General features: G+C 60.4%; 24 protein-coding genes. 13 read left to right on the top strand and 11 right to left on the bottom strand.

Translation table 11 applies throughout. The annotated features are described in order from the left end of the window. The 3 genes from ABS758_RS09295 to ABS758_RS09285 form a co-directional block, all read right to left on the bottom strand. A complete protein-coding gene (locus ABS758_RS09295; RefSeq protein WP_350382072.1) occupies positions 1-855 on the bottom strand; it encodes an ABC transporter permease in 855 nt (284 codons plus the stop codon). A 10-nt stretch (positions 856-865) separates the two neighbouring features. Then, positions 866-1,834 carry an ABC transporter substrate-binding protein gene (locus tag ABS758_RS09290; RefSeq protein WP_350382282.1) on the bottom strand — a complete coding sequence of 323 codons (969 nt, stop codon included), beginning with the start codon at positions 1,832-1,834 and terminating at the stop codon, positions 866-868. A 401-nt stretch (positions 1,835-2,235) separates the two neighbouring features. Further along, the gene (locus ABS758_RS09285) at positions 2,236-3,495 is read right to left on the bottom strand and encodes a class I SAM-dependent methyltransferase (protein WP_350382073.1); all 1,260 of its coding nucleotides are present in this window, start codon (positions 3,493-3,495) and stop codon (positions 2,236-2,238) included. 68 nt (positions 3,496-3,563) lie between these two features. Here ABS758_RS09285 and ABS758_RS09280 point away from each other — a divergent pair, with 68 nt between their 5' ends. The 13 genes from ABS758_RS09280 (at position 3,564) to ABS758_RS09220 (ending at position 16,312) form a co-directional block, all read left to right on the top strand. Continuing rightward, entirely contained in the window at positions 3,564-4,769 is a 1,206-nt protein-coding gene (locus ABS758_RS09280) for a multidrug effflux MFS transporter (protein WP_350382075.1), read from the top strand. 80 nt (positions 4,770-4,849) lie between these two features. Next, positions 4,850-5,086: a 50S ribosomal protein L28 gene (gene rpmB, locus ABS758_RS09275; protein ID WP_066453342.1), complete on the top strand. Its 237-nt coding sequence runs from the start codon at positions 4,850-4,852 to the stop codon at positions 5,084-5,086. A gap of 19 nt (positions 5,087-5,105) precedes the next feature. Beyond that, on the top strand, positions 5,106-5,273 hold the full coding sequence (gene rpmG, locus ABS758_RS09270) for a 50S ribosomal protein L33 (RefSeq protein WP_094827438.1): 168 nt from the start codon (positions 5,106-5,108) through the stop codon (positions 5,271-5,273). A 217-nt stretch (positions 5,274-5,490) separates the two neighbouring features. Continuing rightward, the gene (gene leuS, locus ABS758_RS09265; RefSeq protein ID WP_350382076.1) at positions 5,491-8,142 is read left to right on the top strand and encodes a leucine--tRNA ligase; all 2,652 of its coding nucleotides are present in this window, start codon (positions 5,491-5,493) and stop codon (positions 8,140-8,142) included. Between the two features lie 5 nt (positions 8,143-8,147). Further along, positions 8,148-8,774 (top strand): LPS-assembly lipoprotein LptE, encoded by a 627-nt coding sequence (locus ABS758_RS09260; protein ID WP_350382077.1) that lies wholly within the window; start codon positions 8,148-8,150, stop codon positions 8,772-8,774. Continuing rightward, complete coding sequence (holA, locus tag ABS758_RS09255; protein ID WP_350382079.1) at positions 8,774-9,829, top strand: DNA polymerase III subunit delta; 1,056 nt, start codon at positions 8,774-8,776, stop codon at positions 9,827-9,829. The genes ABS758_RS09260 and holA overlap by 1 nt, the downstream gene beginning before the upstream one ends. 24 nt (positions 9,830-9,853) lie before the next feature. Further along, complete coding sequence (locus ABS758_RS09250) at positions 9,854-11,122, top strand: glutamate-5-semialdehyde dehydrogenase (RefSeq protein WP_350382081.1); 1,269 nt, start codon at positions 9,854-9,856, stop codon at positions 11,120-11,122. A 2-nt stretch (positions 11,123-11,124) separates the two neighbouring features. Beyond that, entirely contained in the window at positions 11,125-11,541 is a 417-nt protein-coding gene (locus tag ABS758_RS09245) for a CopD family protein (protein ID WP_350382083.1), read from the top strand. A 5-nt stretch (positions 11,542-11,546) separates the two neighbouring features. Further along, the gene (locus tag ABS758_RS09240) at positions 11,547-13,235 is read left to right on the top strand and encodes a THUMP domain-containing class I SAM-dependent RNA methyltransferase (protein WP_350382085.1); all 1,689 of its coding nucleotides are present in this window, start codon (positions 11,547-11,549) and stop codon (positions 13,233-13,235) included. 118 nt (positions 13,236-13,353) lie between these two features. After that, complete coding sequence (locus ABS758_RS09235) at positions 13,354-13,542, top strand: hypothetical protein (protein ID WP_350382086.1); 189 nt, start codon at positions 13,354-13,356, stop codon at positions 13,540-13,542. Between the two features lie 151 nt (positions 13,543-13,693). Continuing rightward, on the top strand, positions 13,694-14,212 hold the full coding sequence (locus tag ABS758_RS09230) for an RDD family protein (RefSeq protein ID WP_350382087.1): 519 nt from the start codon (positions 13,694-13,696) through the stop codon (positions 14,210-14,212). Beyond that, the gene (hslO, locus tag ABS758_RS09225; RefSeq protein WP_350382088.1) at positions 14,209-15,141 is read left to right on the top strand and encodes an Hsp33 family molecular chaperone HslO; all 933 of its coding nucleotides are present in this window, start codon (positions 14,209-14,211) and stop codon (positions 15,139-15,141) included. Before ABS758_RS09230 ends, hslO begins: the two co-directional genes overlap by 4 nt. A gap of 142 nt (positions 15,142-15,283) precedes the next feature. After that, positions 15,284-16,312 carry a TadE/TadG family type IV pilus assembly protein gene (locus ABS758_RS09220; RefSeq protein WP_350382089.1) on the top strand — a complete coding sequence of 343 codons (1,029 nt, stop codon included), beginning with the start codon at positions 15,284-15,286 and terminating at the stop codon, positions 16,310-16,312. A 51-nt stretch (positions 16,313-16,363) separates the two neighbouring features. Here ABS758_RS09220 and ftsB read toward each other — a convergent pair whose 3' ends face one another. The 8 genes from ftsB to ABS758_RS09180 all read right to left on the bottom strand — a co-directional run bounded on the left by ftsB (position 16,364) and on the right by ABS758_RS09180 (position 24,904). Beyond that, the gene (ftsB, locus tag ABS758_RS09215) at positions 16,364-16,651 is read right to left on the bottom strand and encodes a cell division protein FtsB (protein WP_350382091.1); all 288 of its coding nucleotides are present in this window, start codon (positions 16,649-16,651) and stop codon (positions 16,364-16,366) included. A 9-nt stretch (positions 16,652-16,660) separates the two neighbouring features. Then, the gene (eno, locus tag ABS758_RS09210; protein WP_350382092.1) at positions 16,661-17,947 is read right to left on the bottom strand and encodes a phosphopyruvate hydratase; all 1,287 of its coding nucleotides are present in this window, start codon (positions 17,945-17,947) and stop codon (positions 16,661-16,663) included. A gap of 122 nt (positions 17,948-18,069) precedes the next feature. Further along, the gene (kdsA, locus tag ABS758_RS09205) at positions 18,070-18,921 is read right to left on the bottom strand and encodes a 3-deoxy-8-phosphooctulonate synthase (protein ID WP_350382094.1); all 852 of its coding nucleotides are present in this window, start codon (positions 18,919-18,921) and stop codon (positions 18,070-18,072) included. Between the two features lie 18 nt (positions 18,922-18,939). Next, positions 18,940-20,595, bottom strand: a complete 1,656-nt coding sequence (gene pyrG, locus ABS758_RS09200; RefSeq protein WP_350382096.1) for a CTP synthase — start codon at positions 20,593-20,595, stop codon at positions 18,940-18,942. 66 nt (positions 20,596-20,661) lie between these two features. Beyond that, positions 20,662-21,867, bottom strand: a complete 1,206-nt coding sequence (locus tag ABS758_RS09195) for an MFS transporter (protein ID WP_350382097.1) — start codon at positions 21,865-21,867, stop codon at positions 20,662-20,664. Then, positions 21,864-22,331 (bottom strand): MarR family winged helix-turn-helix transcriptional regulator, encoded by a 468-nt coding sequence (locus ABS758_RS09190; RefSeq protein WP_350382098.1) that lies wholly within the window; start codon positions 22,329-22,331, stop codon positions 21,864-21,866. The genes ABS758_RS09195 and ABS758_RS09190 overlap by 4 nt, the downstream gene beginning before the upstream one ends. A 98-nt stretch (positions 22,332-22,429) precedes the next feature. Then, positions 22,430-24,241 (bottom strand): M24 family metallopeptidase, encoded by a 1,812-nt coding sequence (locus ABS758_RS09185; protein ID WP_350382100.1) that lies wholly within the window; start codon positions 24,239-24,241, stop codon positions 22,430-22,432. Between the two features lie 6 nt (positions 24,242-24,247). Continuing rightward, on the bottom strand, positions 24,248-24,904 hold the full coding sequence (locus ABS758_RS09180; protein ID WP_350382101.1) for a CoA transferase subunit B: 657 nt from the start codon (positions 24,902-24,904) through the stop codon (positions 24,248-24,250). Between the last annotated feature and the right edge of the window lie 8 nt (positions 24,905-24,912).

Here is a 24,912-nt window from a genome sequence, read left to right as displayed (position 1 = left end):
TCAGGCCCTCCGGGTGGCATGCCGCTGGCCAAATTTTTGGGTAATGCGATCAAAAATAATGGCCAAAATGACAATACCCAGCCCCGCCATCAGGCCACGCCCCACCTGCAGGCGATTGATGCCCTGCAATACTTCGTAGCCCAGCCCACGCACCCCGATCATGGAGGCGATCACAACCATGGCCAATGCCATCATGGTGGTTTGGTTGATGCCCGCCATGATATTGGGCATCGCCAGGGGCAGCTGTACGCCAAACAACTGGCGTGACCGGCTGGCACCAAAGGCTTTGGAGGCTTCGAGCACCTCGGAATCCACCAGGCGGATACCGAGGTCGGTGAGACGGATCACTGGCGGTACGGCGTAGATGACGGTGGCGAACAAGGCCGCCAGCTTACCCAGATTGAACAGCATCACCACTGGAATCAGGTACACAAAGCTGGGCATGGTCTGCATGATGTCCAGGACAGGCAGCATCACGGTACGAACCCAGCGAAAGCTGGCCATGGCAATCCCCACCGGGATGCCAATCACCACAGAAAACACCACGGCCACCAACATCAAGGACAGCGTCTGCATCGAGGCCTCCCAGAGGCCGATGGCCCCCAGCAGGCACAGCAGGCCGCCCATGGCCAGGCTGAAGCGCCACTGCCGGCTGCTGAACCAGGCAAGCCCCACCACAGCCAGGACAACCGCCCACCAGGGCGAATAGCGCAGCAAGTGATCGGCCCAGATCAGGAGATCCAGCAGAGGCTGTGTCAAGGCCCGCAGCACATCTGAATACTGCGTCACCAGCCCATTGACGAAGTCATCAATGGGCTTTTGCAGTGCCCGTGCTGAAATCAGTTCGGGAAACATTCAGCGCCCCTTACAAGGCAGCCTTGACCCGCTCGGTGACGTCAGCAGGCAACCATTTCGTCCAGACGTCCTGCTTGTTTTGCAGGAACCACTGTGCGGTGGGCTGAGGCTCGGCTTCGTTCTTTTCCATGTAAGCCATGGTCTGGTTCATGACATCCAGCGGTACCTTGACCTTGGACAGGAACGCCGTCAGCTTGGGTGCATCCTCGGTGAACTGAGTGGTCACCGCGGTAAAGACCGGGTTCTCGGGGTAGTCGCTGGCTTGCGGGTTCTCGCAATTGGGGTTTGTCAGGCACTTTTGATTGGCGGCATCATAAGCAGGCAGTTCGAGCTTGACGAGGTCCATGGAGCCCACCAGCGGTGTGGGATACCAGTAATAAAACACAACGTTTTCTTTACGCTGATAGGCGGCTGTCAAGGCTGCCTTTTGTGTGGCGCCGGTACCCGGGGAGAACAGCGTGAAGGTGTCTTCGAGGCCCAGTGCATGAAACAGATTGGTGCTGACAACTTCGCAGCCCCAGCCGGCCGGGCAACCATAGAAGCGGCCCTTGGTGGGCTCTTCGGGATCCTTGAAATCCTCCCAGTATTTGGGCAGGTCAGAGGCTTTTTTCAGATCGGGCAGGCGCTCGGCGGTGTACTTGGGAATAAACCAGGCTTCGCCGCCCATGTAGATGTCCCCAATCCGCTTGACCTTGCCTGTGGCCTCGGCCTTGGTCCAGGGTTCCAGTGTGCTGTTGAGCCAAATTTCGCTGTTGATATCGAGGTCGCCCCGTTGCAAGGCTGCCAGCGCAGGCAGGGTTTCGGTAGGCAGCACTTCGGAATCGCAACCATAACCATGCTTGACGATAAAGCGCTCGACTTCGACCAGCACCAGGTTGGACTCCCAGTTCATGCCGCCAAAGCGCATGGGGCGATCGAGTTCGCACTTGAGGTCATCTGCCGCCTGGGCAGCGGCAGGCGCCAGTGACAGGCCGGCCATGACGGCGGTAAGGGCCAGGCCCAGCACCGAGCGGTTCAGACGGGAGAGAGGAGTCGCGGTACGCGACGTGCGCAGGAAATTAGACATTGAAGCCTCCTTTGGGTTACGGAGACGGCTGATACGCGGGTACCAGACGCCATAGCTTAGGGGAGGGTGTGCGGAAGACAGTGAAAACCGCCAATACATACCGACACTACAGGCGCGATGCGCCAAGGGACAGATCTAGGCGAGTGCCCAGGAAACGGGGCTCGCCGCTATCAGAGTGGAAGATCTTAATACAGCAGAAACGTTATTTTACACGCAAGATGCATGAAAATAAAGACCTTTAGCAGAAACTCAAGAATTCCCCCCCAAAAAGACCAGCCTTTTGGGGGGAAATATGCACCGTATAAACAGACGCTTTAACGACTGTTATAGATGTAATCCCTGCGCCAGGGATACGCCTGATCGGCTGGATAATCGAGCTCGTCCGAACGCCCTGCGGGCTGGGGCTGGGCGAGGATCTGGTGCAGCGCAATCCAGCCATGTTCGAAACCCATGGCGCACCCGGCAAGATACATGCGATACGCTCGCAGCGAGCGCAAGCCCTGGGGGGTATTGAGAATCGCCTTGGCTTCATCCAGACGGGCCTCGAGCTCATCGCTCCAGGCCCATAAGGTGCGGGCATAATGCGGCCGGATGTTTTCGACATCGAGGTCTTCGAGGCCGGCCTCGGCCAGCGACTCCATCACAAAATGAATATGCGAGAGCTCACCACCCGGAAAGATGAATTTCTCGATGAAGTCGCCCATGCCTGCACCGAGCTCTGTGTTGCTGAGCCCACCGGCTGTGATCCCGTGGTTCATGATCAGGCCGCCTGGCCGCACCAGTCGCCGAAGCTTGCCGAAGTAACCCACCAGCTGGGCCCGGCCCACGTGCTCGAACATCCCCACGGAGGAGATCTTGTCGTACGGTCGGGATTCATCCAGCTTGCGGTAGTCGAGGAGCTCCATGCGCACCCGCCCCGACAGGCCTTTTTCCTGGATCAGCTTATTGACGTACGCATGCTGGTTGTGCGAGAGCGTGATGCCCGTCACATCCACATCGTAGTGCTCGGCTGCCCATAGCATCAGGCCGCCCCAGCCGCCGCCCACATCCAGGAAACGCTCGCCCGGCTTGAGTGCCAGCTTGCGACAGATGTGATCGAGTTTAGCTTCTTGCGCCTGAGCGATGGTCATGTCGGGCGTGCGGAAATACGCACAGGAATACACCCGGCGCGGATCCAGCCACAAGGCATAGAAATCATCGGATAAATCGTAGTGAAATTCGATTTGGCGGGCATCGCGCTCTATAGAGTGACGCCAGACCGACACCAGACGCTGAACCAGGCCGGTAAGCCAGCCGAGCTCGGCTGCCTCGACGGGCGAGCCTGGCAAGATACTTGATGCCAGACTCATCAAGTTGCGCACCGAGCCATTGAACTCGAATTTGCCCTCGACGTAGTCTTCGCCTAAGGCGCCGACTTCGCCAGCCGCAAAATGCGTGAGTACGGACGAATCCTTGATGATGAAGTGCACTTGAGCATCGGCCGCGCCTACCCGCTGACCATCGGGTAGTTCCATGGATACTGGAATGGACAATGCACCAAGCTTGTTTTCGATAACGGATACAAGAGCAGTCAACAGAGCCTCCCTGTGTTCACAACGAACCTTGTTATAGTAGCGCCAATGATGCCCTCATCAAGCCGCAAATGCCCCGTAAAATCCCTGCCCTGATGCCATCTTGGCTGGTTCTGATGGGCGCGCTGGCAGCTTTGGGCCCGCTGGCAATTGACATGTATTTGCCGGCCTTCGGCGCCATCGCTCACGACCTTCAAGCACCCCAGGGCCTTGTCGAGCGAACGCTCGCCAGTTACCTGCTGGGATTGGCAGGGGCGCAGCTGCTGTATGGCCCCCTGGCGGATCGTTATGGCCGCAAGTTGCCGCTGGTGGTCGGGCTGGTGCTCTTCACCATTGCCTCACTGGGCTGCGCACTGAGCGACAACATTTATCAACTGACTGTCTGGCGCATTGTCCAGGCATTTGGCGGCGCCGCCGGCATGGTGATTCCGCGCGCGGTTATCCGCGATTACCTGGATACGCAGGAAGCCGCCCGGGCCTTGTCCTTATTAATGCTGGTGATGGGCGTCATGCCCATTGTGGCGCCACTGTTGGGTGGCCAGGCGGTTACTCTGGGCTCGTGGCGCACGGTGTTCTACCTGATGGCTGCGGCCGGCGTGGCACTGACCTGGCTGACCACGCGAAACATGCGCGAGCCCCTGGCCGCAGAGTTACGCACGCCGCTGGCCGTCTCCACCATTACAGCAAACTTTCGCTTGCTGCTGCGGCATCGCGGTTTCATGGGCTACGCACTGGCGGGGGGCTTTGGCTCTGCGGGCATGTTTGCCTATATCTCGGGCTCGCCCCAGGTGTTCATCGACATCTACGGCATCGACCCCCGCTGGTTTGGGCTTCTGTTTGGCCTGAACGCTGCATCGCTGATTTTGGCTGCACAGCTCAGTGCTCGCCTGCTGCGCCGCCATACCCCCTTGAAACTATTGCTGCGCGCCCAGATTTCTTTGGTGTTGATGACCGCACTGGGCTTGATCCTGACGCTTGCCGGCTGGATTACACTACCGCTGCTGATGGTGTGCCTGATAGGCTTCATGGCCAGCCAGGGGTTTGTAAACCCCAATGCGGCGGCCCTGGCCCTGGCCGAACAAGGCCCACGGCTGGGCACGGCGTCTGCATTGATGGGCTGCCTGCAAATGCTGTGTGGCGCGCTGTCAGGGTTTGCAATCAGCCTATGGCATGCGGATACCCCCCTGCCGCTTACCACCCTGCTAACGATTTGCGCACTGCTGTCGTGGGTAGCCAGCCACCTGGCCAAGCCGCCTGTCCTTAGGGCACCCATATAAGATCAAAAGGCTACTTGCTCTAAAGCAGCACTTCAGTATAGAATGACAGGCTTTCCTGATATAGATACAGAGGTGAGACCATGGCACGCGTATGCCAAGTAACCGGCAAAGGCCCAATGGTGGGCAACAATGTCTCGCACGCGAACAACAAAACCAAGCGTCGCTTCTTGCCCAACCTGCAATCGCGCCGGTTTTGGGTCGAGTCCGAAAACCGCTGGGTGCGCCTTCGCGTGTCCACCAAAGCCCTGCGCACCATCGACAAGAACGGCATTGATTCCGTTTTGGCCGATTTGCGTGCCCGCGGCGAACTGGCCTGATTGGCCCTAGGAATACATCATGGCAAAAGGTATCCGCGAAAAAATCAAGCTTGAATCCACGGCTGGTACGGGTCATTTCTATACCACCACCAAGAACAAGCGCAACATGCCCGAGAAAATGCTGATCAAGAAATTTGATCCCGTTGCTCGCAAGCACGTCGACTACAAAGAAATCAAACTGAAATAATCCGGGCCGCCTCACCCGGACCGTCTCACCGGTTTCGATCATCCCCGCCTATCGGCGGGGATTTTTTATGTCCGCCGCCTGCCACGCAAGCCACACCCGGCCACCCCCGGCGCCGTCGCACTCCCACATCCGGCACATCCGGGCATCACGGATACTGTTGCGCCCTATAATGTCTGGCTTGGCCCCTTTTCAACCCTTTCTTTCTCCAGACACATCCATGCAGGAACGCTACAACCCGAACCAGGTCGAATCCGACGCTCAGGCCCATTGGCGCGCAGGCGACGTCTATCGCGTCACCGAACACGCCACTCACGCGGATGGCTCGCCAAAACCAAAGTTCTACGCCTGCTCGATGTTGCCCTACCCCAGCGGCAAGCTGCACATGGGCCACGTGCGCAACTACACCATCAACGACATGATGGCGCGCCAGTTGCGCATGCGCGGATATAACGTCCTGATGCCAATGGGTTGGGACGCGTTTGGCATGCCGGCTGAAAACGCCGCTATGAAATACAACGTGCCCCCGGCCAAATGGACATACGACAACATTGCCTACATGAAAAAGCAGATGCAGGCGATGGGTCTGGCCATCGACTGGTCGCGCGAAATGTGCGCCTGCGATCCGGCCTACTACAAATGGAACCAATGGCTGTTCCTGAAGATGCTCGAAAAAGGCATCGCCTATCGCAAGACTCAAACCGTCAACTGGGATCCGGTCGACAAAACCGTACTGGCCAACGAGCAGGTCATTGATGGGCGCGGCTGGCGCTCGGGAGCGGTGATTGAGAAACGCGAGATCCCCGGTTACTACCTGCGCATCACCGACTACGCCGACGAGCTGCTGGACACCCTGAAAGACAGCCTGCCCGGCTGGCCCGAGCGCGTGCGCCTGATGCAAGAAAACTGGATCGGCCGCAGCGAAGGCGTACGCTTTGCTTTTCGCCACGATATCCGGGACGCTGAGGGCAATCTGATCCAGGACGGCCTGCTGCATGTCTTTACCACGCGCGCCGACACCATCATGGGCGTCACCTTCTGCGCGGTGGCCCCCGAGCATCCTCTGGCAACACGCGCGGCCCAGGACAACCCGCAACTCGCCAGCTTTATCGAAGCCTGCCGCCAGGGTGGCACCACCGAGGCCGAACTTGCCACGCGCGAGAAAGAAGGCCTGCCCACCGGCCTGTTTGTCACTCATCCTCTTACCGGCGAGCCTGTCCCGGTCTGGGTAGGCAATTATGTACTGATGACTTACGGCGATGGCGCCGTCATGGGCGTACCTGCCCACGACGAGCGCGACTTTGCCTTTGCACGCAAATATGGCCTGCCTATCCACCAGGTGATCCAGGCCGAAGGCCAGACGTGGTCGGATATCCAGTGGCAAGAATGGTATGGCGACAAACAAGTCGGCCGTACGGTCAACTCGGGCAAATACGATGGCCTGAGCACGGCCCAGGCCATCCAGGCCGTGGCAGCCGACCTCCAGGCCATGGATCTGGGCCAGTTGCGCACCACCTGGCGCCTGCGCGACTGGGGGATCTCCCGTCAGCGGTATTGGGGCACCCCCATCCCCATCATTCATTGCCCCGATTGCGGGCCGGTACCAGTGCCCGAGAAAGACCTGCCGGTGGTGTTGCCAGAAGACCTCGTCCCCGATGGCAGTGGCAACCCCCTGGCCAAACACGAGGCCTTCTTGTCCTGCCATTGTCCGTCTTGCGGCAAGCCGGCGCGACGTGAAACCGACACCATGGACACCTTTGTTGATTCGTCCTGGTATTTCATGCGCTATACCTCACCAGGCAACGATCAGGCCATGGTGGATGCACGCAACGACTACTGGATGCCGATGGATCAATACATCGGCGGCATCGAGCACGCGGTCTTGCACCTGCTGTATGCGCGGTTCTGGACCCGCGTCATGCGCGACCTCGGGATGCTGAAGTTTTCCGAGCCCTTTACCCGGCTGCTTTGCCAGGGCATGGTGCTTAACCACATCTATTCGCGCCGCAACTCGCGTGGCGGCATCGAGTACTTCTGGCCCGAACAGGTCGAAAACATCACCGATGACAAAGGCGCCATCACGGGTGCCCGCCTCAAATCCGATGGCTCAGCCGTGGATTACGGCGGCATCGGCACCATGTCGAAATCCAAAAACAACGGTGTCGATCCTCAATCCTTGATCGACAGCATGGGCGCCGACACGGCCCGCCTGTTCGTGATGTTTGCCAGCCCACCCGAAACCACCCTCGAGTGGTCCGACTCCGGGGTGGATGGCGCGTATCGCTTCTTGCGGCGTTTGTGGTCTTACTGCCAAAGCCAGCAGGCGGCCCTGCACGATCAACTCAAGCCCGGCATCTCTTGGGAAGGCCTGGACGATGCCGCGGCCGACCTGCGCCGCACGGTTCACAGCCTGCTGAAACAGGCCGACTACGACTACCAGCGCATTCAGTACAACACCGTGGTCTCTACCGCCATGAAAATGCTGAACGCACTGGAGGCTGCCGCGCAAGCGGGTGTCGCGGGCCCGGCCCTGGCCGAAACCACCTCCATCTTGTTGCGCGTGCTGTACCCGGTGGTGCCACACATCACCTGGCAACTGTGGCGCGAGCTTGGTTTTGCTGATTCGCTTGGCGATCTTCTCGACGCCAGCTGGCCCGAAGTTGACGACGCCGCCTTGCACGCGGATGTGGTCGAGCTGGTCTTGCAGATCAACGGCAAAGTGCGCGGACACCTGAATGTACCCGAAGCCGCCGATAAAGCAACCATCGAAGCCATGGCCACCGCACACGAAGCCGTTGGCAAGTTCCTTGAGGGCCGCCCACCCCGGCGTGTGGTGGTGGTGCCTGGCCGATTGGTCAATATTGTGGGATAAGCCGCATGAACACTTTGCCTGCACCCAACCGCCTGCTGCGCTTGCTTCTGTCCTTGGGATGCCTGCTGGCGCTGGGCGCATGCGGCTTCCACCTTAAAGCTGCCACACCGCTGCCGTTTCACCAGATCTACACCAACATCAATCTTGATTCGGCATTTGGTGCGCGTTTAGAGCGCATCGTCAGCGCCAATTCGCCCGATACGCGATTTATACGAGAGCGATCCGAGGCCGACGTCTATCTACACCAGATATCCGAAAATCAACAGCTGCGGCAGTTATCCATCGACACCGAAGGCCGGGTCGAAGAATACGAGCTCAATCTTGATTTCACCTTCGAGCTGCTCGACCCCGCAGGCCACGTACTGCTGGCGCCCACCACCTTGCACAGTATCCGCGAGCTGCCCTACAACGACCGCATCGTGCAGGCCAAAGAAAGCGAGATCACCCGCACTTTCAAGGACATGCGCCAGAGCCTGATCGATCAGATTCTGCGACGCCTGAGCGCACCAGATGTCCAGGAAGCCTATGAAAACGCAGCCGCACAGCCGGTGGTCCAGATGCCCGATGACACCATCCAGCAAGACAACTCGGCCGGTGAACTGCTGATGAACCCGGGTGGACGGGGGTACTAGTGTCCCGACAAGCGTCCGACGCCCGCCAGTTGATCGAGCAGTTTCAGGACGGCCGCGAGCTGCCCGCCTGCGCGGTATTGTCGGGAGACGAGATCCTGCTGGTCACCGAGATCGCCGATGCCTGCAAGGCAGCGGCCATCCAGCAAGGGTGCACCGAACGCACACACCTGGTGATGGACGCGCGCAGCGATTGGTCGGTAGCCCTGGCCACGGCGCGCAACACCTCTTTGTTTGGCGATTTGCGCATGCTGGAAATCAGCCTGCCCACTGGCAAACCCGGCAAAGCCGGGGCAGACGCCTTGCAGTCGCTGGCCACCATGGCCGCCGAGGGACAATTGCCGGATGTGCGTATATTGATTCGGCTTCCCACACTGGATTGGGCAAGCCAAAAAGCCAAATGGGTTCAAACGCTTAAAAAACAGGTACTCTGGATCGACGTCCCGAGCATCACCCGGGCCGCACTGCCTGGCTGGATTACCGAGCGCCTGGCACGCCAGGATCAATCGACAGACGGCGATGCGCTGGCCTGGCTAAGCGACCAGGTAGAAGGCAATCTGCTGGCTGCCCACCAGGAAATCCAGAAACTGGCCCTGCTGCATCCTGCCGGCGCACTGACACTGGCCGATATCCAGGCAGCTGTCCTCAATGTGGCCCGCTACAACCCCTTCGACCTGCGCGATGCGATGCTGGCGGGCCAAAGCGATCGCGCCCTTGCCATCCTGGACGGCCTGCACGCCGAAGGCGAGGCGCTGCCGCTGGTATTGTGGTCGGTAGGCGAGGAAATCCGGCTGCTGGCACGTCTGGCACAAGAACCCAACCCCGAGAACGCTTTTCGGGCACAACGTATTTTTGGGCCCCGCGAGCGTCTGTTCAAACAGGCGCTGCAGCGTGTGCCCAGCAAAGCCTGGCCGGCTGCCCTGCGTCATACCCACGAAGTCGACTGCCTGATCAAGGGCATCCCGGTGGCTGGCCGGCTCTCCAACCCCTGGGACGAACTGGCCCGCCTGGTATTACGCATCGCCAGCACGCCGGGCCGCCGCCCTGCCCGCGCCTGATCTTCACGTCTTTCCGAGACTGCCATGACTGCTGCACACACAGACCACACACCGCTAGAACAACTGGGCCGCCAGGCACGCCAGGCAGCCCGACACATGCGGATTGCCTCCGGGGCCACCAAATCGGCCGCCCTCTTGGCCATGGCCAAGCAACTGCAGGACCGCCGGCAATGGCTGCAGGATGAAAACGCACGCGACCTCCAGGCTGCGGCGCAACGTGGCCTGGAAGCCCCGCTGATGGATCGGCTGAAACTGTCGGACAAGGCGCTGGATACGATGGCTGCCGGCCTGGCACAGATTGCCGCCATGCCCGATCCCATCGGCGGTTTAAGCGAAACCATCGTGCGCCCCAATGGCATGCAGGTGGCCCGCATGCGCGTACCGCTGGGCGTGATCGGCATCATCTACGAATCCCGCCCCAACGTCACAATCGACGCGGCCGCCCTATGCCTGAAATCGGGCAATGCCACGATTTTGCGCGGCGGCAGCGAGGCGTTTTATTCCAACCAGGCACTGGGCACCATCATCCAGGAAGGCCTGCAGGCAGCAGGCTTGCCTGCACAGGCCGTACAGGTGGTGGATACGCCCGACCGATCGGCCGTGGGCGAGATGATCACCCTGACAGACCATATCGATGTCATCATCCCTCGCGGTGGCAAAAGCCTGATTGCCCGCCTGTCCAAAGAATCCCGCATCCCGCTGATCAAGCACCTGGAAGGCAACTGCCATATTTTTGTCGACCGCGCCGCCCGGCTGGATCAGGCGCTTGAGATTGTGGTGAATGCCAAAACCTACCGCTGCGGGATCTGTGGTGCCATGGAAACCCTGCTGGTGCATACTGATATCGCTGCCGCCTGGCTGCCGGGTGTTGCAGCACGCTTTGCCCAGTTGGGCGTCGAGTTGCGCGCCTGCCCACGGGCCGCTGCGCTGATGCCCGGTGCGGTGCCAGCCACCGAGGACGACTGGACCACCGAATTTCTGGCCCCCATACTGGCCGTGAAGGTTGTGGATTCCCTGGACGAGGCCATGGATCACATTGCCCGGTATAGTTCCGAACACACCGAGTCCATCCTCACCGAAGACATCTCGGCAGCCCAGCGTTTTCAGCGCGAGGTGGATTCCAGCTCGGTGTATGTCAATTTGCCCACCTGCTTTGCCGACGGCTTCGAGTACGGCCTGGGTGCGGAAATCGGCATTTCCACCAACCGGCTGCATGCCCGCGGGCCGGTTGGCCTGGAAGGCCTGACCATCCAGAAATGGGTGCTTACCGGCAACGGCCAGCTGCGAGGCTAAGCATGTTGTGGGTCAAAACGTTTCATATCCTGTTTGTGGTGTCCTGGTTCGCCGGCCTGTTTTACTTGCCACGCATTTTTGTCAATCTGGCCCAGACCACCGATGCCCCTACGCGCGAGACGCTGCTGGGCATGGCGCAGCGACTGTACCGCTTCATGACCCCTTTAGGGGTGTTGGCCCTGATTCTAGGCCTGATCCTGTGGCTGGGATACGGCATCGGGCAAGGCCAGATCTGGATGCATGCCAAGTTGTGTGGCGTTCTGGGCTTGCTGGCGTTTCATATCGCCTGCCGCCACCATTTGCGGGTGTTCTCCAACGGATCCAGCCGGCACAGCCACCGGTATTTCCGTTGGTTCAACGAAATCCCCGTCCTGCTGCTGCTGTTGATTCTGATCTTCGTGGTGGTTAAACCCTTCTGAACCCTATGACCGACTCCAGCCCCAGCAAAACACTGCGTCTCAAGCCCAAAAAGAGCACTCACCAAGAGCCCGACGACGACCAACGCCCCAAGCGGTCGGGGGCGCGCGCCCGCCAGGCAGCGCTGCAAGAGCGCGCCCTGCACGCCCGCGGTGAAGACACGCCCGAAACCAGCAGCCCGAAAAGCCACGCCAGGGAGTCCCGGCCCGGTACAGCACCAAGATGGCGGGACGACCAGGCCCCGGGCCGTTCGCCCTCACGCCGCTTCGATGAGTCATCACCCTCACGACCACGTTCACCCGCACGGCAGACAGACGGATCACCCTCTGCCCGCCCTCGCGGTGCCTCCGGGCGGCCAGGCACACGGTCAGACGCCCGGCGAAACACCCGGGCAGACGATACCTCCTGGCAACCTGAACCCCGCACACCCAGGGCGCGGACATTTACCACCGAGCGCCGCCGGCCGGACGAAGACGCACCACCTCGTATTCAGCATAAGGCGCGGCGCCCAAGAGCCCCCTTTACCGCCGAAGTATTCCACGTGTTTGCGCCCTGCCCCCACGGGCTGGAAGAGGCCCTGAGCCTGGAGCTTCAGGCACTGGGCTACGACAGGGTTGAGGCAGGCCGGGCCGGCTGCCATTTTGATGCCAACTGGACCGGCATCTTGCGCGCCAATCTGTATTCACGCCTGGCGACGCGGATATTGGTACAGCTGGCCCACGCCCCGGTGCAACACGAAGACGACATCCTGGCCCTGGCACGCGAAACCGAGTGGGAACGCTGGTTTGGCCCCGAGGACACCTTGCGTGTGGATACCTCTGCCATCCACAGCCCGATGCAAAGCTTGCAATACTGCAATCTGCGGGCCAAGGACGGCATCTGCGACCGCCTGCGCGAGCGCGAAGGTAGCCGCCCCGACATTGACACCGTGCGCCCGGACGCCCGGGTACACCTGTTTCTGGACGCCACGCACGCAACCCTCTACCTCGACGTATCAGGAGAATCGTTGTTCAAGCGCGGCTGGCGACTGGACAAAGGCGAGGCCCCCTTGCGCGAAAACCTGGCAGCCGGCTTGCTGGCCTTGTCCGGGTGGCAACCCGACGCCACCCTGCTGGATCCGTTTTGTGGCAGCGGTACCATCCTGATTGAAGCCGCCTGGATTGCGCTGGGCGTACCCGCAGGCATTTGGCGGCCTTTCGGATTTGAACGGCTGCGCCCGCACGATGCACGCCTATGGCGCGACCTGAAAGAGGATGCTCGCAGTCATATTGCCCCCCGTCTGGAGCAACCCCTGGTGGGCAGCGACATCGATGCAGCGGCCATCGAGGCGGCCCGGGCAAATACCGAGCGGGCTCATCTAAGCCCCGGCACGATTGATTTTCGTGTGTGCGACGCACGGCAGATGCCGGCACCAGCCGACCACGGCTGGATCGTAACCAACCCGCCCTACGGCGAGCGTCTGGGCAGCGGCGAAGCAGAGCTCTGGTCGCAATGGGCCTCACAGCTTAAGCAGCAGTATGCAGGCTGGCAGCTCAATGTCATCACCAGCGACCTCGATTTTCCCAAGCAGCTGCGGCTGAAAGCCCGACGGCGCCATCCCTTGCATAACGGTGCACTGGATTGCCGCCTGTTCCAGTTTGATCTGGTAGCCAAAGGGTATCGTGACCACCCGGGCCAGGCAAACGATATCGATTGATGCATCGGGGCCACACCCGCCTTTTATCTTCAGTGCAAGCACTTGCATTTTGACTAGGGTAAACCCTATAATAGGGTTAACCCGAGCGAAACGCTCTTTTCACGCAAAGAGGCTTGCAATGAAAAACACGAACTACGCGGATGTCCGCCTGACCGATGCCCTGGAACGCCAACTGCTGGCTGAAGCCATCGAGGCCCAACAAGAATACACACTGGATCGCATGGTGAAATCGCTGGTTCAGAAAGTTGCCAGTTTCTTCAAGACCCCGGAAGGCCGAGTGCACCACACGGTACGCACCGCCAACTGATCACGCCACAACAGGCTGATCTGGCAAAGGCCGCCCTAGGGCGGCCTTTGCTTTGCCTGCGCAGTCAGACGGATACCAGACGCCGTACACAAGGCGTGACCATGGGATAATGCGGCTTTCACGCCACGTGCGTTTTAGATCCCGGCCTACCATGTCTGCTTCCGCCTTGCCTGTCCCGCCCCTTGCCCCACCACGCTTGCGGCGTTTTGCCTCCATGATGTATGAAGGCGTCCTGCTGTTTGGGGTGGTGTTTTTGACAGGCTACCTGTTCGACACGCTGACGCAAAGCCGCAGCGGGCTAATGCTGCGCAATGTGCGCCAGGTAGTCCTGTTTATCGCAATCGGCGTGTATTTTGTGACCTGCTGGCGCCGCGGTGGCCAGACCCTGCCCATGAAAACCTGGGATATCCGCCTGACAGATCGCGGCGGGCGCCCCGTCAGCACCGGCCGCATGCTGTTGCGCTATGTACTATTGTGGCCACTGCCTTTGCTGAGTGCCCTGCTGATTGGCGGCATTGCCCATTTAAGCGGTTGGCCGGCCATCGACACGCTGATTGTTCTGGCACCGTTTTCAATTTTCATCTGGACGTGGATAGATCCACAGGGCCAGTTTCTGCATGATCGCCTTCTGGGCACTGAACTCCACGATCTCCGGTCTACCCTGACATGAGCAATATCCTAAAAAAATACCTTACCCCCGACCACAGCACCCGCATGCAGGCCCTGCATCTGGAGTCAGCCTGGCAAACCGGGCTGGCGCACCAGAATCTCCCGCCGCTGGTCGTGCAACTTTTGGGCGAACTCGCGGCAGCGGCTGTTTTGCTGGCCGGCAACATCAAATTTGATGGCTCTGTGGTGCTGCAGCTGCAAGGCAACGGGCCTGTGCGCTTGATCATGGTCGAATGCACCGCCGCGTTGCAGCTGCGTGCCACCGCACAATTGCGCGAAGACGCCATCATCCCCGAATCCGCTTCTTTGCAAGCACTATTAAACGCTGATCAGCAAGGACGCTTTACCGTGATGCTCGATCCCAGCCACCGGGAAAACGGCGCAACGCCCTACCAGGGTATTGTGTCCCTGGAAGGCGATCGCGTCTCTGATGCGCTGGAACACTACATGAAGCACTCCGAACAGCTGGACACCCGGTTGTGGCTGGCGGCAGACAACAAGCAATGTGCCGGGCTGATGTTGCAACGCATGCCAATGCCCAGCAGCCCCCAGACAACCCCCGCCGCCACCGACGCAGCCAACGCCACCTGGGCGCACTGCCAGACGCTGGCCGAAACCCTGCGGCCCGGCGAACTGTTGGCCGACAGCCCTGACACCCTGATGCACAAGCTGTTTTGGGAAGACGACCTGCTGGCCTTTGACGACCAGGAAGTCAGCTGGCACTGTCCGTGCTCCCGTGCCAGGGTGGCAGACATGCTGCGCAATCTGGGCCAGGCCGAGGTTCAATCCATCCTTGAAGAACAAGGACAGGTGCATATCGACTGCAATTTCTGCGGCAAACCCTACGATTTTGACGCTGTGGATTGTGCCAGCCTGTTCCTGGACGATCCCGCTCAAACCCCCGCACCTGGCTCGGGCACCATCCACTGATTCTTGCGGCTGACAAGCCCCGGTACCCCCAAAGCAGCACAGAGGGATCCCCCGCCTGCCCTGCTGCGGGCGATTGCGGCACACTAGGTGTCCATCCTGTTGCATTCCTGGACAGGCCTCAGACACTGTCGTAGAGCCACGCATGCGCAGGTACCTCATTCAGGCACACAGGCCTGCGCCCGCAACAGACCGCCGGCGGCACAAGGCCGTCTGCCTGCGCAGCGCATGGCAACAGCACGGCATGGGCATGGCCGGCTTTTTGCTGGTAGCCATGCCCATGCTGAGCCTGGGCCTGGGAGGTGCCGAACTGGCACACTGGATGAACCTGCGCCAGACCCTTAGCCTGAACCTGATGGATGCCGCCCGGGCGGGCATCACCCGCCAGGCCAGCCCTGAGGCCATTGCGGCCGCATTCGAGCAATCGCTGCACCGCCTCTACCCAAACCACACAGCACAATCCCGGGTACTGGCCAATCAGGCGTCTCTGGGCATCCCCTGGCAGATCCGCATCCTGCAGCCCACCACTACCGCCTTTGCCGATCACGCCGACCATCCCGCAGGGCTGGCACGCATCCGCAACGATTACCAGGCTCTGCAGCACCAGCAACGGCTTACCCAAGGCTGGCCACAAGGCCGTGGGCCACAGTCCGGCCAGACGATCCAGCAGGCCAATACGCTGAGCCTGGAACTCTGGTGGCCCCAGCAAGCCCTGTTGCCACCCACAGCAGGCTTGATACGGGCACTGGCCGACCTGCACCCCGACCCACTGGCCAGGCGCATGATGCAGCACGGGTATTTGCCCTTTAAGCGCAGGCTGACGCTATCGATGCAATCCGATCCACTGAACTGGCCGGATCTGCCGGATGGCCGCGTGGTGCATGCCACGCCGGGCACCGCAAATGGATCAGCACCAGGCAATCAGCCACTGCCCGGTAATCCGGCACCACCCCTGCCCGCAATGCCAGACCCGCCGGCCACTGGCAACGTGCCAAACCCATCCACCGAACCGATACCCGATGGCAAAGGGGCCTCTCCGGGTGCAGCCAGTGATGATGGCAACCCAGCGGGCGCAAACAACGAGGGCGTGCCCGGCTCTGACACAGGCGACGGGCACGCCCCGGCACCCGGTACGGACGCAGGCACCCCGCCAGATGCGCTGTGTGCGCCTTAAGATCTGATGTGGATAAACGGCGCAAACGGCCAATGGCTGGCCTGCGGAACCTTATTGGCCTTGAGGCGGCCGCGGCAAGACCTGTACGAAGTATTCGCCTTCGCGGATCATGTTGAGCTCGCCCCGGGCGCGCTCTTCGACGGCGGAGATACCGGTTTTAAGATCCTGAACTTCGGCCTGCAAGGCGTTATTGCGGGCCATCAGGGCCTGGTTGGTATCCGTTTCTTTATGCACCTGCGTCTCGAGCGCCTGCACCTGCAGCCAGCCACCCTTGCCCCACCAAAGCGGGTACTGGATGACTAGCGCAAGCGCCAGCAGAACCAGGCTGAGCAGGCGCATGAGGCCGTTTTAGCGCAGGTTATAGAAGGCAGACACACCGGGATAGCTGGCCACTTCGGCGAGCTCTTCTTCGATACGCAGCAACTGGTTGTACTTGGCCATGCGGTCGGAGCGCGACAGAGAGCCGGTTTTGATCTGCATGGCATTGGTTGCCACTGCGATATCGGCGATGGTGGCGTCTTCGGTTTCGCCCGAGCGGTGCGAAATGACTGCGGTGTAACCGGCGCGCTTGGCCATCTCGATGGCGGCGAAGGTTTCGGTGAGGGTCCCGATCTGGTTGATCTTGATGAGGATCGAGTTGGCGATGTGCTGCTCGATGCCCTTTTTAAGAATACGGGTGTTGGTGACGAAGAGATCGTCGCCCACCAACTGAACCTTTTTGCCGAGTTGCTCGGTGAGAATGCGCCAGCCGTCCCAGTCGTCTTCGGCCATGCCGTCTTCGATGGTGACGATGGGGTATTTGTCGCACCAGGAGGCCAGCAGATTGGCAAAATCCTGCGAGCTTAAAGACACACCCCCCTCGCCGGCCAGATGGTACTTGCCATCACGGTAGAACTCGGAGCTGGCGCAATCCAGACCCAGCACTACTTGCGTGCCGGCCTCGTAGCCGGCGGCGCTGATTGCTTGCAGGATCAGCTGGATGGCGGCTTCGTGGTTGGCCACGTTGGGCGCAAACCCGCCTTCGTCACCCACGGCAGTGGGCATGCCTTGATCGGCAATGATCTTTTTGAGTGCATGAAAGATTTCTGCGCCCATGCGCAGGGCTTCACGGAAGCTGGCCGCGCCCACCGGCAGGATCATGAACTCTTGGAGATCGAGGCTGTTGTTGGCATGCGCCCCACCATTGATGACGTTCATCATCGGCACGGGCATTTGCAGGGGGCCACTGCCACCAAAATAGCGGTACAGGGGCAGGCCGGCGTCTTCGGCGGCTGCCTTGGCCACTGCCATGCTGGCAGCCAAGATGGCATTGGCACCCAGGCGGCTTTTATCCTCAGTGCCGTCGAGTTCGATCAGGGTGCGGTCGATAAACGTTTGCTCTTGGGCATCCAGGCCCAACAGTGCCTCGGAGATCTCGGTGTTGATGTGCTCGACAGCGCGCAACACCCCTTTGCCCAGATAGCGGGTTTTATCACCGTCGCGCAGCTCGATGGCCTCGCGTGAGCCCGTGGAGGCACCCGAGGGCACGGCAGCCCGACCCATGGCACCGGATTCGAGCAAAACGTCGCACTCTACAGTGGGGTTGCCGCGTGAATCGAGGATCTCGCGTCCGATGATATCTACAATTGCGCTCATGGTGAGGGTGTCCTGCCTGTGTAATGTGTTCAAGGGAAACCCCACTATTGTAGCGGGGGATGCACGGGTTCAGTCTACTTCAGGACGGCCGCCGCACGTTTAGCCCGGCTTTATAGCCGCTATTACAGAGTCAGTGATACCGCGCCGTCTTGCTTGACGCAACGATCCAGCGCCACCAGGCTTTGCAGCAAGGCCCGCATTTTATCCAGCGGCACAGCATTGGGGCCGTCGGATAATGCTTTTTCGGGATCAGGGTGCGTTTCCATAAAGACACCGGCCACGCCAACCGCCACCGCCGCACGCGCCAGCACAGGGACAAACTCGCGCTGGCCACCCGACCGGGTACCCTGCCCGCCGGGCAACTGAACCGAATGCGTGGCATCAAAAACCACTGGACAATGCGTATCGCGCATGATGGCCAAGGATCGCATGTCAGAAACCAGATTATGGTAACCAAACGATGCGCCGCGCTCGCAAACCATAATGTTCTGGCCATCTCCGCCTGCCTCGATGGCAGCGGCACGGGCCTTGGTCACAACCTGCAGCATGTCTTCGGGGGCCAGAAACTGCCCCTTTTTGATATTGACCGGCTTGAGCGTGGCTGCGCAGGTTTGGATGAAATCGGTTTGGCGGCACAAAAAGGCCGGCGTCTGCAGCACATCCACAACCGAGGCAACCTCGCGGGCCTGGCCGGCTTCGTGCACATCGGTGAGCACGGGTACGCCCAGCTGCTGGCGCACATCGGCCAGAATTTTCAGGCCCTCATCGATGCCCGGGCCGCGGAAAGACGCGCCAGAGCTGCGATTGGCCTTATCAAACGAGCTTTTGTAGATAAAGGGGATACCCAGGGCCCGGGTGATTTCTTGCAAAACACCGGCCGTCTCGAAAGCGAGCTCGCGGGATTCGATGACGCATGGCCCGGCAATCAGGAACAAGGGCTGGGTGAGCCCGGCCTCGAAGTGACATAACTGCATGGGGTACCCCTTTGGCCGTCAACCGGCCTTTTTTACCTGGCTTTGCTGATAGGTGAGCGCTGCCTGAATGAAACTGCTGAACAAAGGATGGCCGTCACGCGGCGTAGAGGTGAACTCGGGGTGAAACTGCACGCCCATGAACCACGGATGACTGGGGATCTCCATGATCTCCGGCAGATTCTCGGTGGGCGTACGGGCACTGATGACCATGCCGGCTTCTTCGAGGCGATTGACGTAGACGTTATTGACCTCGTAGCGATGGCGATGGCGTTCGTTGACCTCGGTGCCATAGATGCTGGCAGCCCGTGTACCCGGCTTGACCGGGCAACGCTGGGCCCCTTTGCGCATGGTGCCGCCAAGATCAGAAGACGCATCGCGCTTCTCGATCTTGCCTTCCCGATCTTGCCACTCGGTGATCAGGGCCACCACGGGATGCGGTGCGGAAGGATCGAACTCCGTGCTGTTGGCACCGCCCAAGCCCGCCACATGACGTGCGAACTCGACCACAGCCAGCTGCATGCCCAGGCAGATGCCCAGATAGGGGATGCCGTGCTCGCGGGCATACTGGATGGCCTTGATCTTGCCTTCGGTACCCCGTTTGCCAAAGCCACCGGGCACCAGAATAGCGTCCAGGCCCGCCAGGCAAGCGATGCCCTGGGTATCGATCTCTTCGGAATCCAGATAGACGATATCGACACGGGAATGAGTATGAATGCCCGCGTGCACCAAGGCTTCGGACAGCGATTTATAGGACTCGGTGAGATCGACATACTTGCCGACCATGCCGATAGTGACCGAGCCGCGCGGGTTTTCGAGGTCGTGCACCAGGCGATCCCAGACGGTGAGATCGGCGGGCGGTGGCGTGATGGCCAGCGCATCGCACACCAGGCTGTCGAGCCCCTGCTGATGCAGCATGGCCGGAATCTTGTAGATGGAATCCGCGTCGGACACAGAAATCACGGCATCCAGCGGCACATTGGAAAACAATGAGATTTTGGCACGCTCGTCATCGGGCACCGGGCGATCGGCGCGGCATAACAGGGCATTGGGATAAATGCCGATTTCGCGCAGTTTTTGCACCGAGTGCTGAGTGGGCTTGGTTTTGAGCTCGCCGGCAGAAGCAATGAACGGCACCAGCGTAAGGTGCACAAACGCGCACTGATTGCGCCCCAGGCGCAGGCTCATCTGGCGCACGGCCTCGAGGAACGGCAGGGATTCGATGTCACCCACCGTACCGCCGATCTCGACCATAGCGATATCGGCCTGGCCGTTATAGGCCGCCTTGGCGCCGCGGGCGATGAAATCCTGGATCTCGTTGGTGATGTGCGGGATGACCTGTACGGTTTTACCCAGGTAATCGCCACGGCGCTCTTTGCGCAGGACGGATTCGTAGATCTGACCGGTGGTGAAATTATTGACCTTGTGCATCCGTGCCGAGACGAAGCGCTCGTAGTGGCCGAGATCAAGGTCGGTTTCGGCCCCGTCTTCGGTGACGAAAACCTCGCCATGCTGAAACGGGCTCATGGTGCCAGGATCGACGTTGATATAGGGATCCAGTTTGAGCATGGTGACCCGCAAGCCGCGGGATTCTAGGATGGCGGCGAGAGATGCCGCAGCAATGCCTTTGCCCAGGGATGAGACGACTCCCCCCGTGACGAATACGTATTTGGTCATTTGAATACTTGCCCGGTGTGGACGGGCGGAGCGGGAAATGGGAATTATAGCCGCTTGCTGACGGGCTTAGCAGCCCTCGACTGCAGGTGCCGTCGGCACAACGGGTTCGAGGTCGTGCGGCTGGTCAACAGCAGTCAAATGTGCACGGCTTGCCAGCAGCACCCCCACAGCAGCCAATACCGCAAGCGTGCCCACCCAATAGGGCACGTGATCGTTGAGGGTTTCACCCAGATAGCCTGCCAGCCAGGGCGCCACCGCCCCGCCGCTGAAGCGGACAAAACTGTAGGCCGCAGAGGCTACTCCGCGTTCGACAGGGGCTGCTTTCATGACGGTTTCTGTGACCAAGGTATTGTTGATGCCTAAAAACAGGCCGGCCGCCACCACACCAACCACCAGCACAGATTTATGGTCTGTCCAGATGGCCATCACGGCCAGCACCAGGGCAAAACCCAGCAGGGCAAACACAATCGATGGAATCGTGCCCCACGCACTTTGCAAACGGGGTGCGAGAAACACGGAAGCAAACGCCAGCATCACCCCCCAGCCAAAGAAAATCAGGCCCACCTGCTGCGCGCCCATGTCCAGCGGAAATGGCGTGTAGGCCAGCAAGGTGAAAAAGCCGAAGTTATACAACAGCGCGGTGATGGCCACCCCCAGCAAGCCGGGATGCCTGAGGGCCCGGAAAGGGTCGCGCAAGGTGCTGTGGTGCACGGTGGCGGCAAAGGGCGGCAACAGAAAGAACGTGACCACAAAAGCGATGGCCATCAATACCGACACCCCGAAAAAAGGCCCGCGCCAGGAAATGGAACCCAGCACGCCACCGATAAGCGGCCCGGCGGCGATCCCTACACCCAGCGCAGCTTCGTAAAAAATGACGGCATCCCGAACAGACCCTTGGGAAGCGCTGACAATCGCGGCCAGTGCGGTGGCCACAAACAGCGCATTGCCCAGGCCCCAGATGGCGCGGTAGCCGACGATCTCCATCACTGACCCAGACATCCCGGCCAGCCCGGCCCCCGCAATAATGACCAGCAAACCCAGCAGCAGCGTGCGCTTGACCCCCAGACGGCTGGAAACCACGCTGGTGATCAGCATGGCCAGACCCATGACAGCCATGTAGCTGGTAAACAGTAGGGAGGTTTGTGAGGGCGTAGCGCCCAGGGAATCCGCAATCGGCTTGAGGATGGGATCCACAAGCCCGATGCCCATAAAGGCAATGACACAGGCAAACGCGACGGCCATGACGGCTTTGGGTTGTCGCAATAAATTCATGATGAAAGATCCGGAAAATAAACAGAATCGGTATAGGCCGCATCCAGCAAGCCTTCCAGGGTCTGCAACGTGGTGTCCAGGCCCTGGCGCTGGGCAGGCGCAAGCTGGGCAATAAGCGCCCCCATCACCCTCGCCCGTTCGCGACGCAAGTCGTCGAGCATGTGCTGTCCTGCGGGGGTAAGGGACACCAGCCCCGCACGCGCGTCGGAGGGATCGGGTACGCGCCGCACCAGAGACTGCTGCAGCAAACGCTTGACCAGGGTGGTCATGGTGGGCTGGCTGCAGTGCTCGGCCCGGGCGAGGTCTCCCACACGGGACGGGCCCAACTGGCTGATCTGAGACAGCACCCGCGCCTGCGCCAAAGGCACAGCCCATTGGGTGTGATGGGTAACCCAGCGGTTAAGCCGGACGATGCGATCAAGCAGCTGTGCACCCACCAATAAATGATCAGCAGACCCAGACATGTCAAATCCATATTTAAATAGTATAGCTATGCAATTATAGCGAAAAAACCAGCTGAACCGATGGAATGAGCATCAGAAACAGCTGGTGGTGTGGCTGGTTATATAGCCTCGGTGCGTTGCATCAACCAGTTGCGCGTATCGCCATCCACCAGGGGCAGCAGCTGCTTGCGCACGTGCTGATGGTAGGTATCCAGCCAGCGGATCTCATCGGCAGACAGTTGCTCGCGTACCACGCAACGAGTATCAATGGGGCACAGTGTGACGGTTTCGAACGCCAGAAACGAGCCAAAGGCCGTTTGCGCCGCAGGCACAGCCAGCATCAGGTTTTCGATGCGAATGCCCCATTGGCCGTCCCGGTAAAGGCCGGGCTCGTTGGACGTGAGCATGCCTGCCCGCATGCCTTGGTGGGCTCGGGCATGGCCACGCACGGAAATAGACTGTGGGCCCTCGTGCACGTTAAGAAAATAGCCCACCCCATGGCCGGTGCCATGACCGTAATCCAGGCCACGCTGCCACAAAGGGGTACGCGCCAGCGTATCCAGCACAGATGACGGGGTATCCACTGGAAACTGGGCGCGGGCCAGCGCAATATGGGCCTTGAGTACCGAGGTGTAATCCACCCGCTGCGCCGCCGAAGGCGTGCCTATGGGCACTACCCGGGTGATATCGGTGGTGCCACCCAGATACTGCCCGCCCGAATCAATCAGGAGCAGGCCGTCACCCTGGATAAACGCATGCGCCTGCGGCGTGGCACGGTAATGCGGCATCGCGCCGTTGGCATTGAAACCCGCAATAGTGGCGAAGCTCAGGCTGACAAACCCAGGGCGCCGCGCACGTGCAGCCGACAAATAGGTGTCGACATCAACCTCGGTAAGCTTCTGGCCCTCGGCCAGGGCAGCCTCAAACCAGGCGAAAAACTCGCACAGGGCGGCACCATCCTGGGCCATAACCTGACGGATCTGAGCAGCTTCTGCGCTTGTTTTGACAGCTTTCAGCAACTGCGAAGGGTTGATGTCCTGGATCAGGCGGGTTTGCGTGGCATGCGACAGCGTACCTGCCGTCACCCGCACGGGATCCACGAGCAAGGGGGCATCGACCGGCAACTGCGACAGATCGGCTGCCAGCGACGGGTAATCACGCAGCTCGACCCCATCCTCAGATAGACGCACAGCCAGATCCGCATCAATTTTTGCAGGCGCCACGTACAGGCGCACGCGGGATTCATCCAGCAAGGCATGCGCCAGAAATACCGGGTTGTAATCGACATCGGCGCCGCGCAGATTAAGCAGCCAGGCGATGTCGTCCAGAGAGGACAACAGGTGGTACTGAGCCCCTTTAGCCTGCATGGCCCGGCGCACCTCGGCCAGGTTGGCAGCGCGGCTGCGGCAGGCGTGCGGCGGCAGGTGCTCGAACACCGGCGCGGTGGGCAGATCGGGGCGATCTTCCCAGATGGCGCCAACAGGATCTTGTCCAAGCACAAGGCTGATCGAGGCGGCCTGCAAGGCCGGCTGCCAGCGTGTTGCAGTGGACTGATCCAGCACGCGGCCGTCCACTGCCAGCTGGTCTCCCTGCTGCAGGTGTTCAAGCAGCCAATCCAGCATGTCGGGTACCTCGGGGGCACCCGCACGCATCAAGACGATGCCTGAACCCTGCAACTGGGCATCAGCCTGCACCCAATAACGGCTGTCCGTCCAGAGGCCGGCAAAATCTGCTGTAAGCAGCAGACTGCCTGCCGACCCATCAAAACCCGACAGCCAGGCCCTGGCCGCCCAGTGTTCTGGCAGATATTCGGACAGATGGGGATCGGCCGTGGGGATCAGGCAAGCCTGAACCCCGGACAGGGCCATCTGCCCGCGCAGGGCCGCAATGCGATCGGCCGGAGCCGCTAGAGAATGCAACAAAGACACCATGGTTCCTTAGGCAACTGCCGACACATCCAGTTTGGCAGACGTCTTGGCCTTGATCTCGTCGACAGAGACGCCGGGGGCGAGCTCGGTGAGCTTGAGGCCCTTGTCGGTGACTTCCATGACGCCCAGATCGGTGATGATCAGGTTGACCACCCCGACGCCGGTAAGCGGCAAGGTGCATTCGGGCAGCAGCTTGAGGCTTTCGGAACCATCTTTTTTATTGACGGCAACGTGCTCCATCAGGACAACGACCTTGCCAACCCCGGCGACGAGGTCCATGGCACCGCCCATGCCTTTGATCATCTTGCCCGGAATCATCCAGTTGGCCAGATCGCCTTTCTCGGACACCTGCATGGCGCCCAAAATGGCCAGATTGATCTTGCCGCCACGAATCATGCCGAAGGAATCGGCCGAGGCAAAGATGGACGAACCAGGCAATGTGGTGACGGTTTGCTTGCCGGCGTTGATCAGGTCGGCATCGACCTGATCATCCGTGGGAAACGGGCCAATGCCCAGCAAACCGTTTTCGGACTGCAACCAGACCTCCATGCCGTCAGGCACGTAGTTGGCCACTTTTGTGGGCAGGCCAATACCCAGATTGACGTAAAAACCGTCTTGCAATTCTTTGGCAGCACGTGCCGCCATTTGTTCACGATCCCAAGCCATGTAAATGC

It is taken from the genome of Castellaniella sp. FW104-7C03 (assembly GCF_040276085.1).
Taxonomy (GTDB): Bacteria; Pseudomonadota; Gammaproteobacteria; order Burkholderiales; family Burkholderiaceae_B; genus Castellaniella.
Note: the sequence above shows the minus strand (reverse complement) of the source record. Positions and strands in the feature narration are given on the sequence as shown.

Bases quoted from the DNA above. Each gene is read 5' to 3' on its own strand.
- hslO (WP_350382088.1), top strand. From the start codon at position 14,209: ATGAGCAATATCCTAAAAAAATACCTTACCCCCGACCACAGCACCCGC.
- ABS758_RS09250 (WP_350382081.1), top strand. From the start codon at position 9,854: ATGACTGCTGCACACACAGACCACACACCGCTAGAACAACTGGGCCGC.
- ABS758_RS09185 (WP_350382100.1), bottom strand. From the start codon at position 24,241: ATGGTGTCTTTGTTGCATTCTCTAGCGGCTCCGGCCGATCGCATTGCG.
- ABS758_RS09295 (WP_350382072.1), bottom strand. From the start codon at position 855: ATGTTTCCCGAACTGATTTCAGCACGGGCACTGCAAAAGCCCATTGAT.
- ABS758_RS09195 (WP_350382097.1), bottom strand. From the start codon at position 21,867: ATGAATTTATTGCGACAACCCAAAGCCGTCATGGCCGTCGCGTTTGCC.
- ABS758_RS09230 (WP_350382087.1), top strand. From the start codon at position 13,694: ATGTCTGCTTCCGCCTTGCCTGTCCCGCCCCTTGCCCCACCACGCTTG.
- ABS758_RS09245 (WP_350382083.1), top strand. From the start codon at position 11,125: ATGTTGTGGGTCAAAACGTTTCATATCCTGTTTGTGGTGTCCTGGTTC.
- pyrG (WP_350382096.1), bottom strand. From the start codon at position 20,595: ATGACCAAATACGTATTCGTCACGGGGGGAGTCGTCTCATCCCTGGGC.
- ABS758_RS09260 (WP_350382077.1), top strand. From the start codon at position 8,148: ATGAACACTTTGCCTGCACCCAACCGCCTGCTGCGCTTGCTTCTGTCC.
- ABS758_RS09190 (WP_350382098.1), bottom strand. From the start codon at position 22,331: ATGTCTGGGTCTGCTGATCATTTATTGGTGGGTGCACAGCTGCTTGAT.
- ABS758_RS09180 (WP_350382101.1), bottom strand. From the start codon at position 24,904: ATGGCTTGGGATCGTGAACAAATGGCGGCACGTGCTGCCAAAGAATTG.
- rpmB (WP_066453342.1), top strand. From the start codon at position 4,850: ATGGCACGCGTATGCCAAGTAACCGGCAAAGGCCCAATGGTGGGCAAC.
- ABS758_RS09220 (WP_350382089.1), top strand. From the start codon at position 15,284: ATGCGCAGGTACCTCATTCAGGCACACAGGCCTGCGCCCGCAACAGAC.
- ftsB (WP_350382091.1), bottom strand. From the start codon at position 16,651: ATGCGCCTGCTCAGCCTGGTTCTGCTGGCGCTTGCGCTAGTCATCCAG.
- ABS758_RS09290 (WP_350382282.1), bottom strand. From the start codon at position 1,834: ATGGCCGGCCTGTCACTGGCGCCTGCCGCTGCCCAGGCGGCAGATGAC.
- leuS (WP_350382076.1), top strand. From the start codon at position 5,491: ATGCAGGAACGCTACAACCCGAACCAGGTCGAATCCGACGCTCAGGCC.
- ABS758_RS09235 (WP_350382086.1), top strand. From the start codon at position 13,354: ATGAAAAACACGAACTACGCGGATGTCCGCCTGACCGATGCCCTGGAA.
- ABS758_RS09280 (WP_350382075.1), top strand. From the start codon at position 3,564: ATGCCCCGTAAAATCCCTGCCCTGATGCCATCTTGGCTGGTTCTGATG.
- ABS758_RS09240 (WP_350382085.1), top strand. From the start codon at position 11,547: ATGACCGACTCCAGCCCCAGCAAAACACTGCGTCTCAAGCCCAAAAAG.
- rpmG (WP_094827438.1), top strand. From the start codon at position 5,106: ATGGCAAAAGGTATCCGCGAAAAAATCAAGCTTGAATCCACGGCTGGT.
- kdsA (WP_350382094.1), bottom strand. From the start codon at position 18,921: ATGCAGTTATGTCACTTCGAGGCCGGGCTCACCCAGCCCTTGTTCCTG.
- eno (WP_350382092.1), bottom strand. From the start codon at position 17,947: ATGAGCGCAATTGTAGATATCATCGGACGCGAGATCCTCGATTCACGC.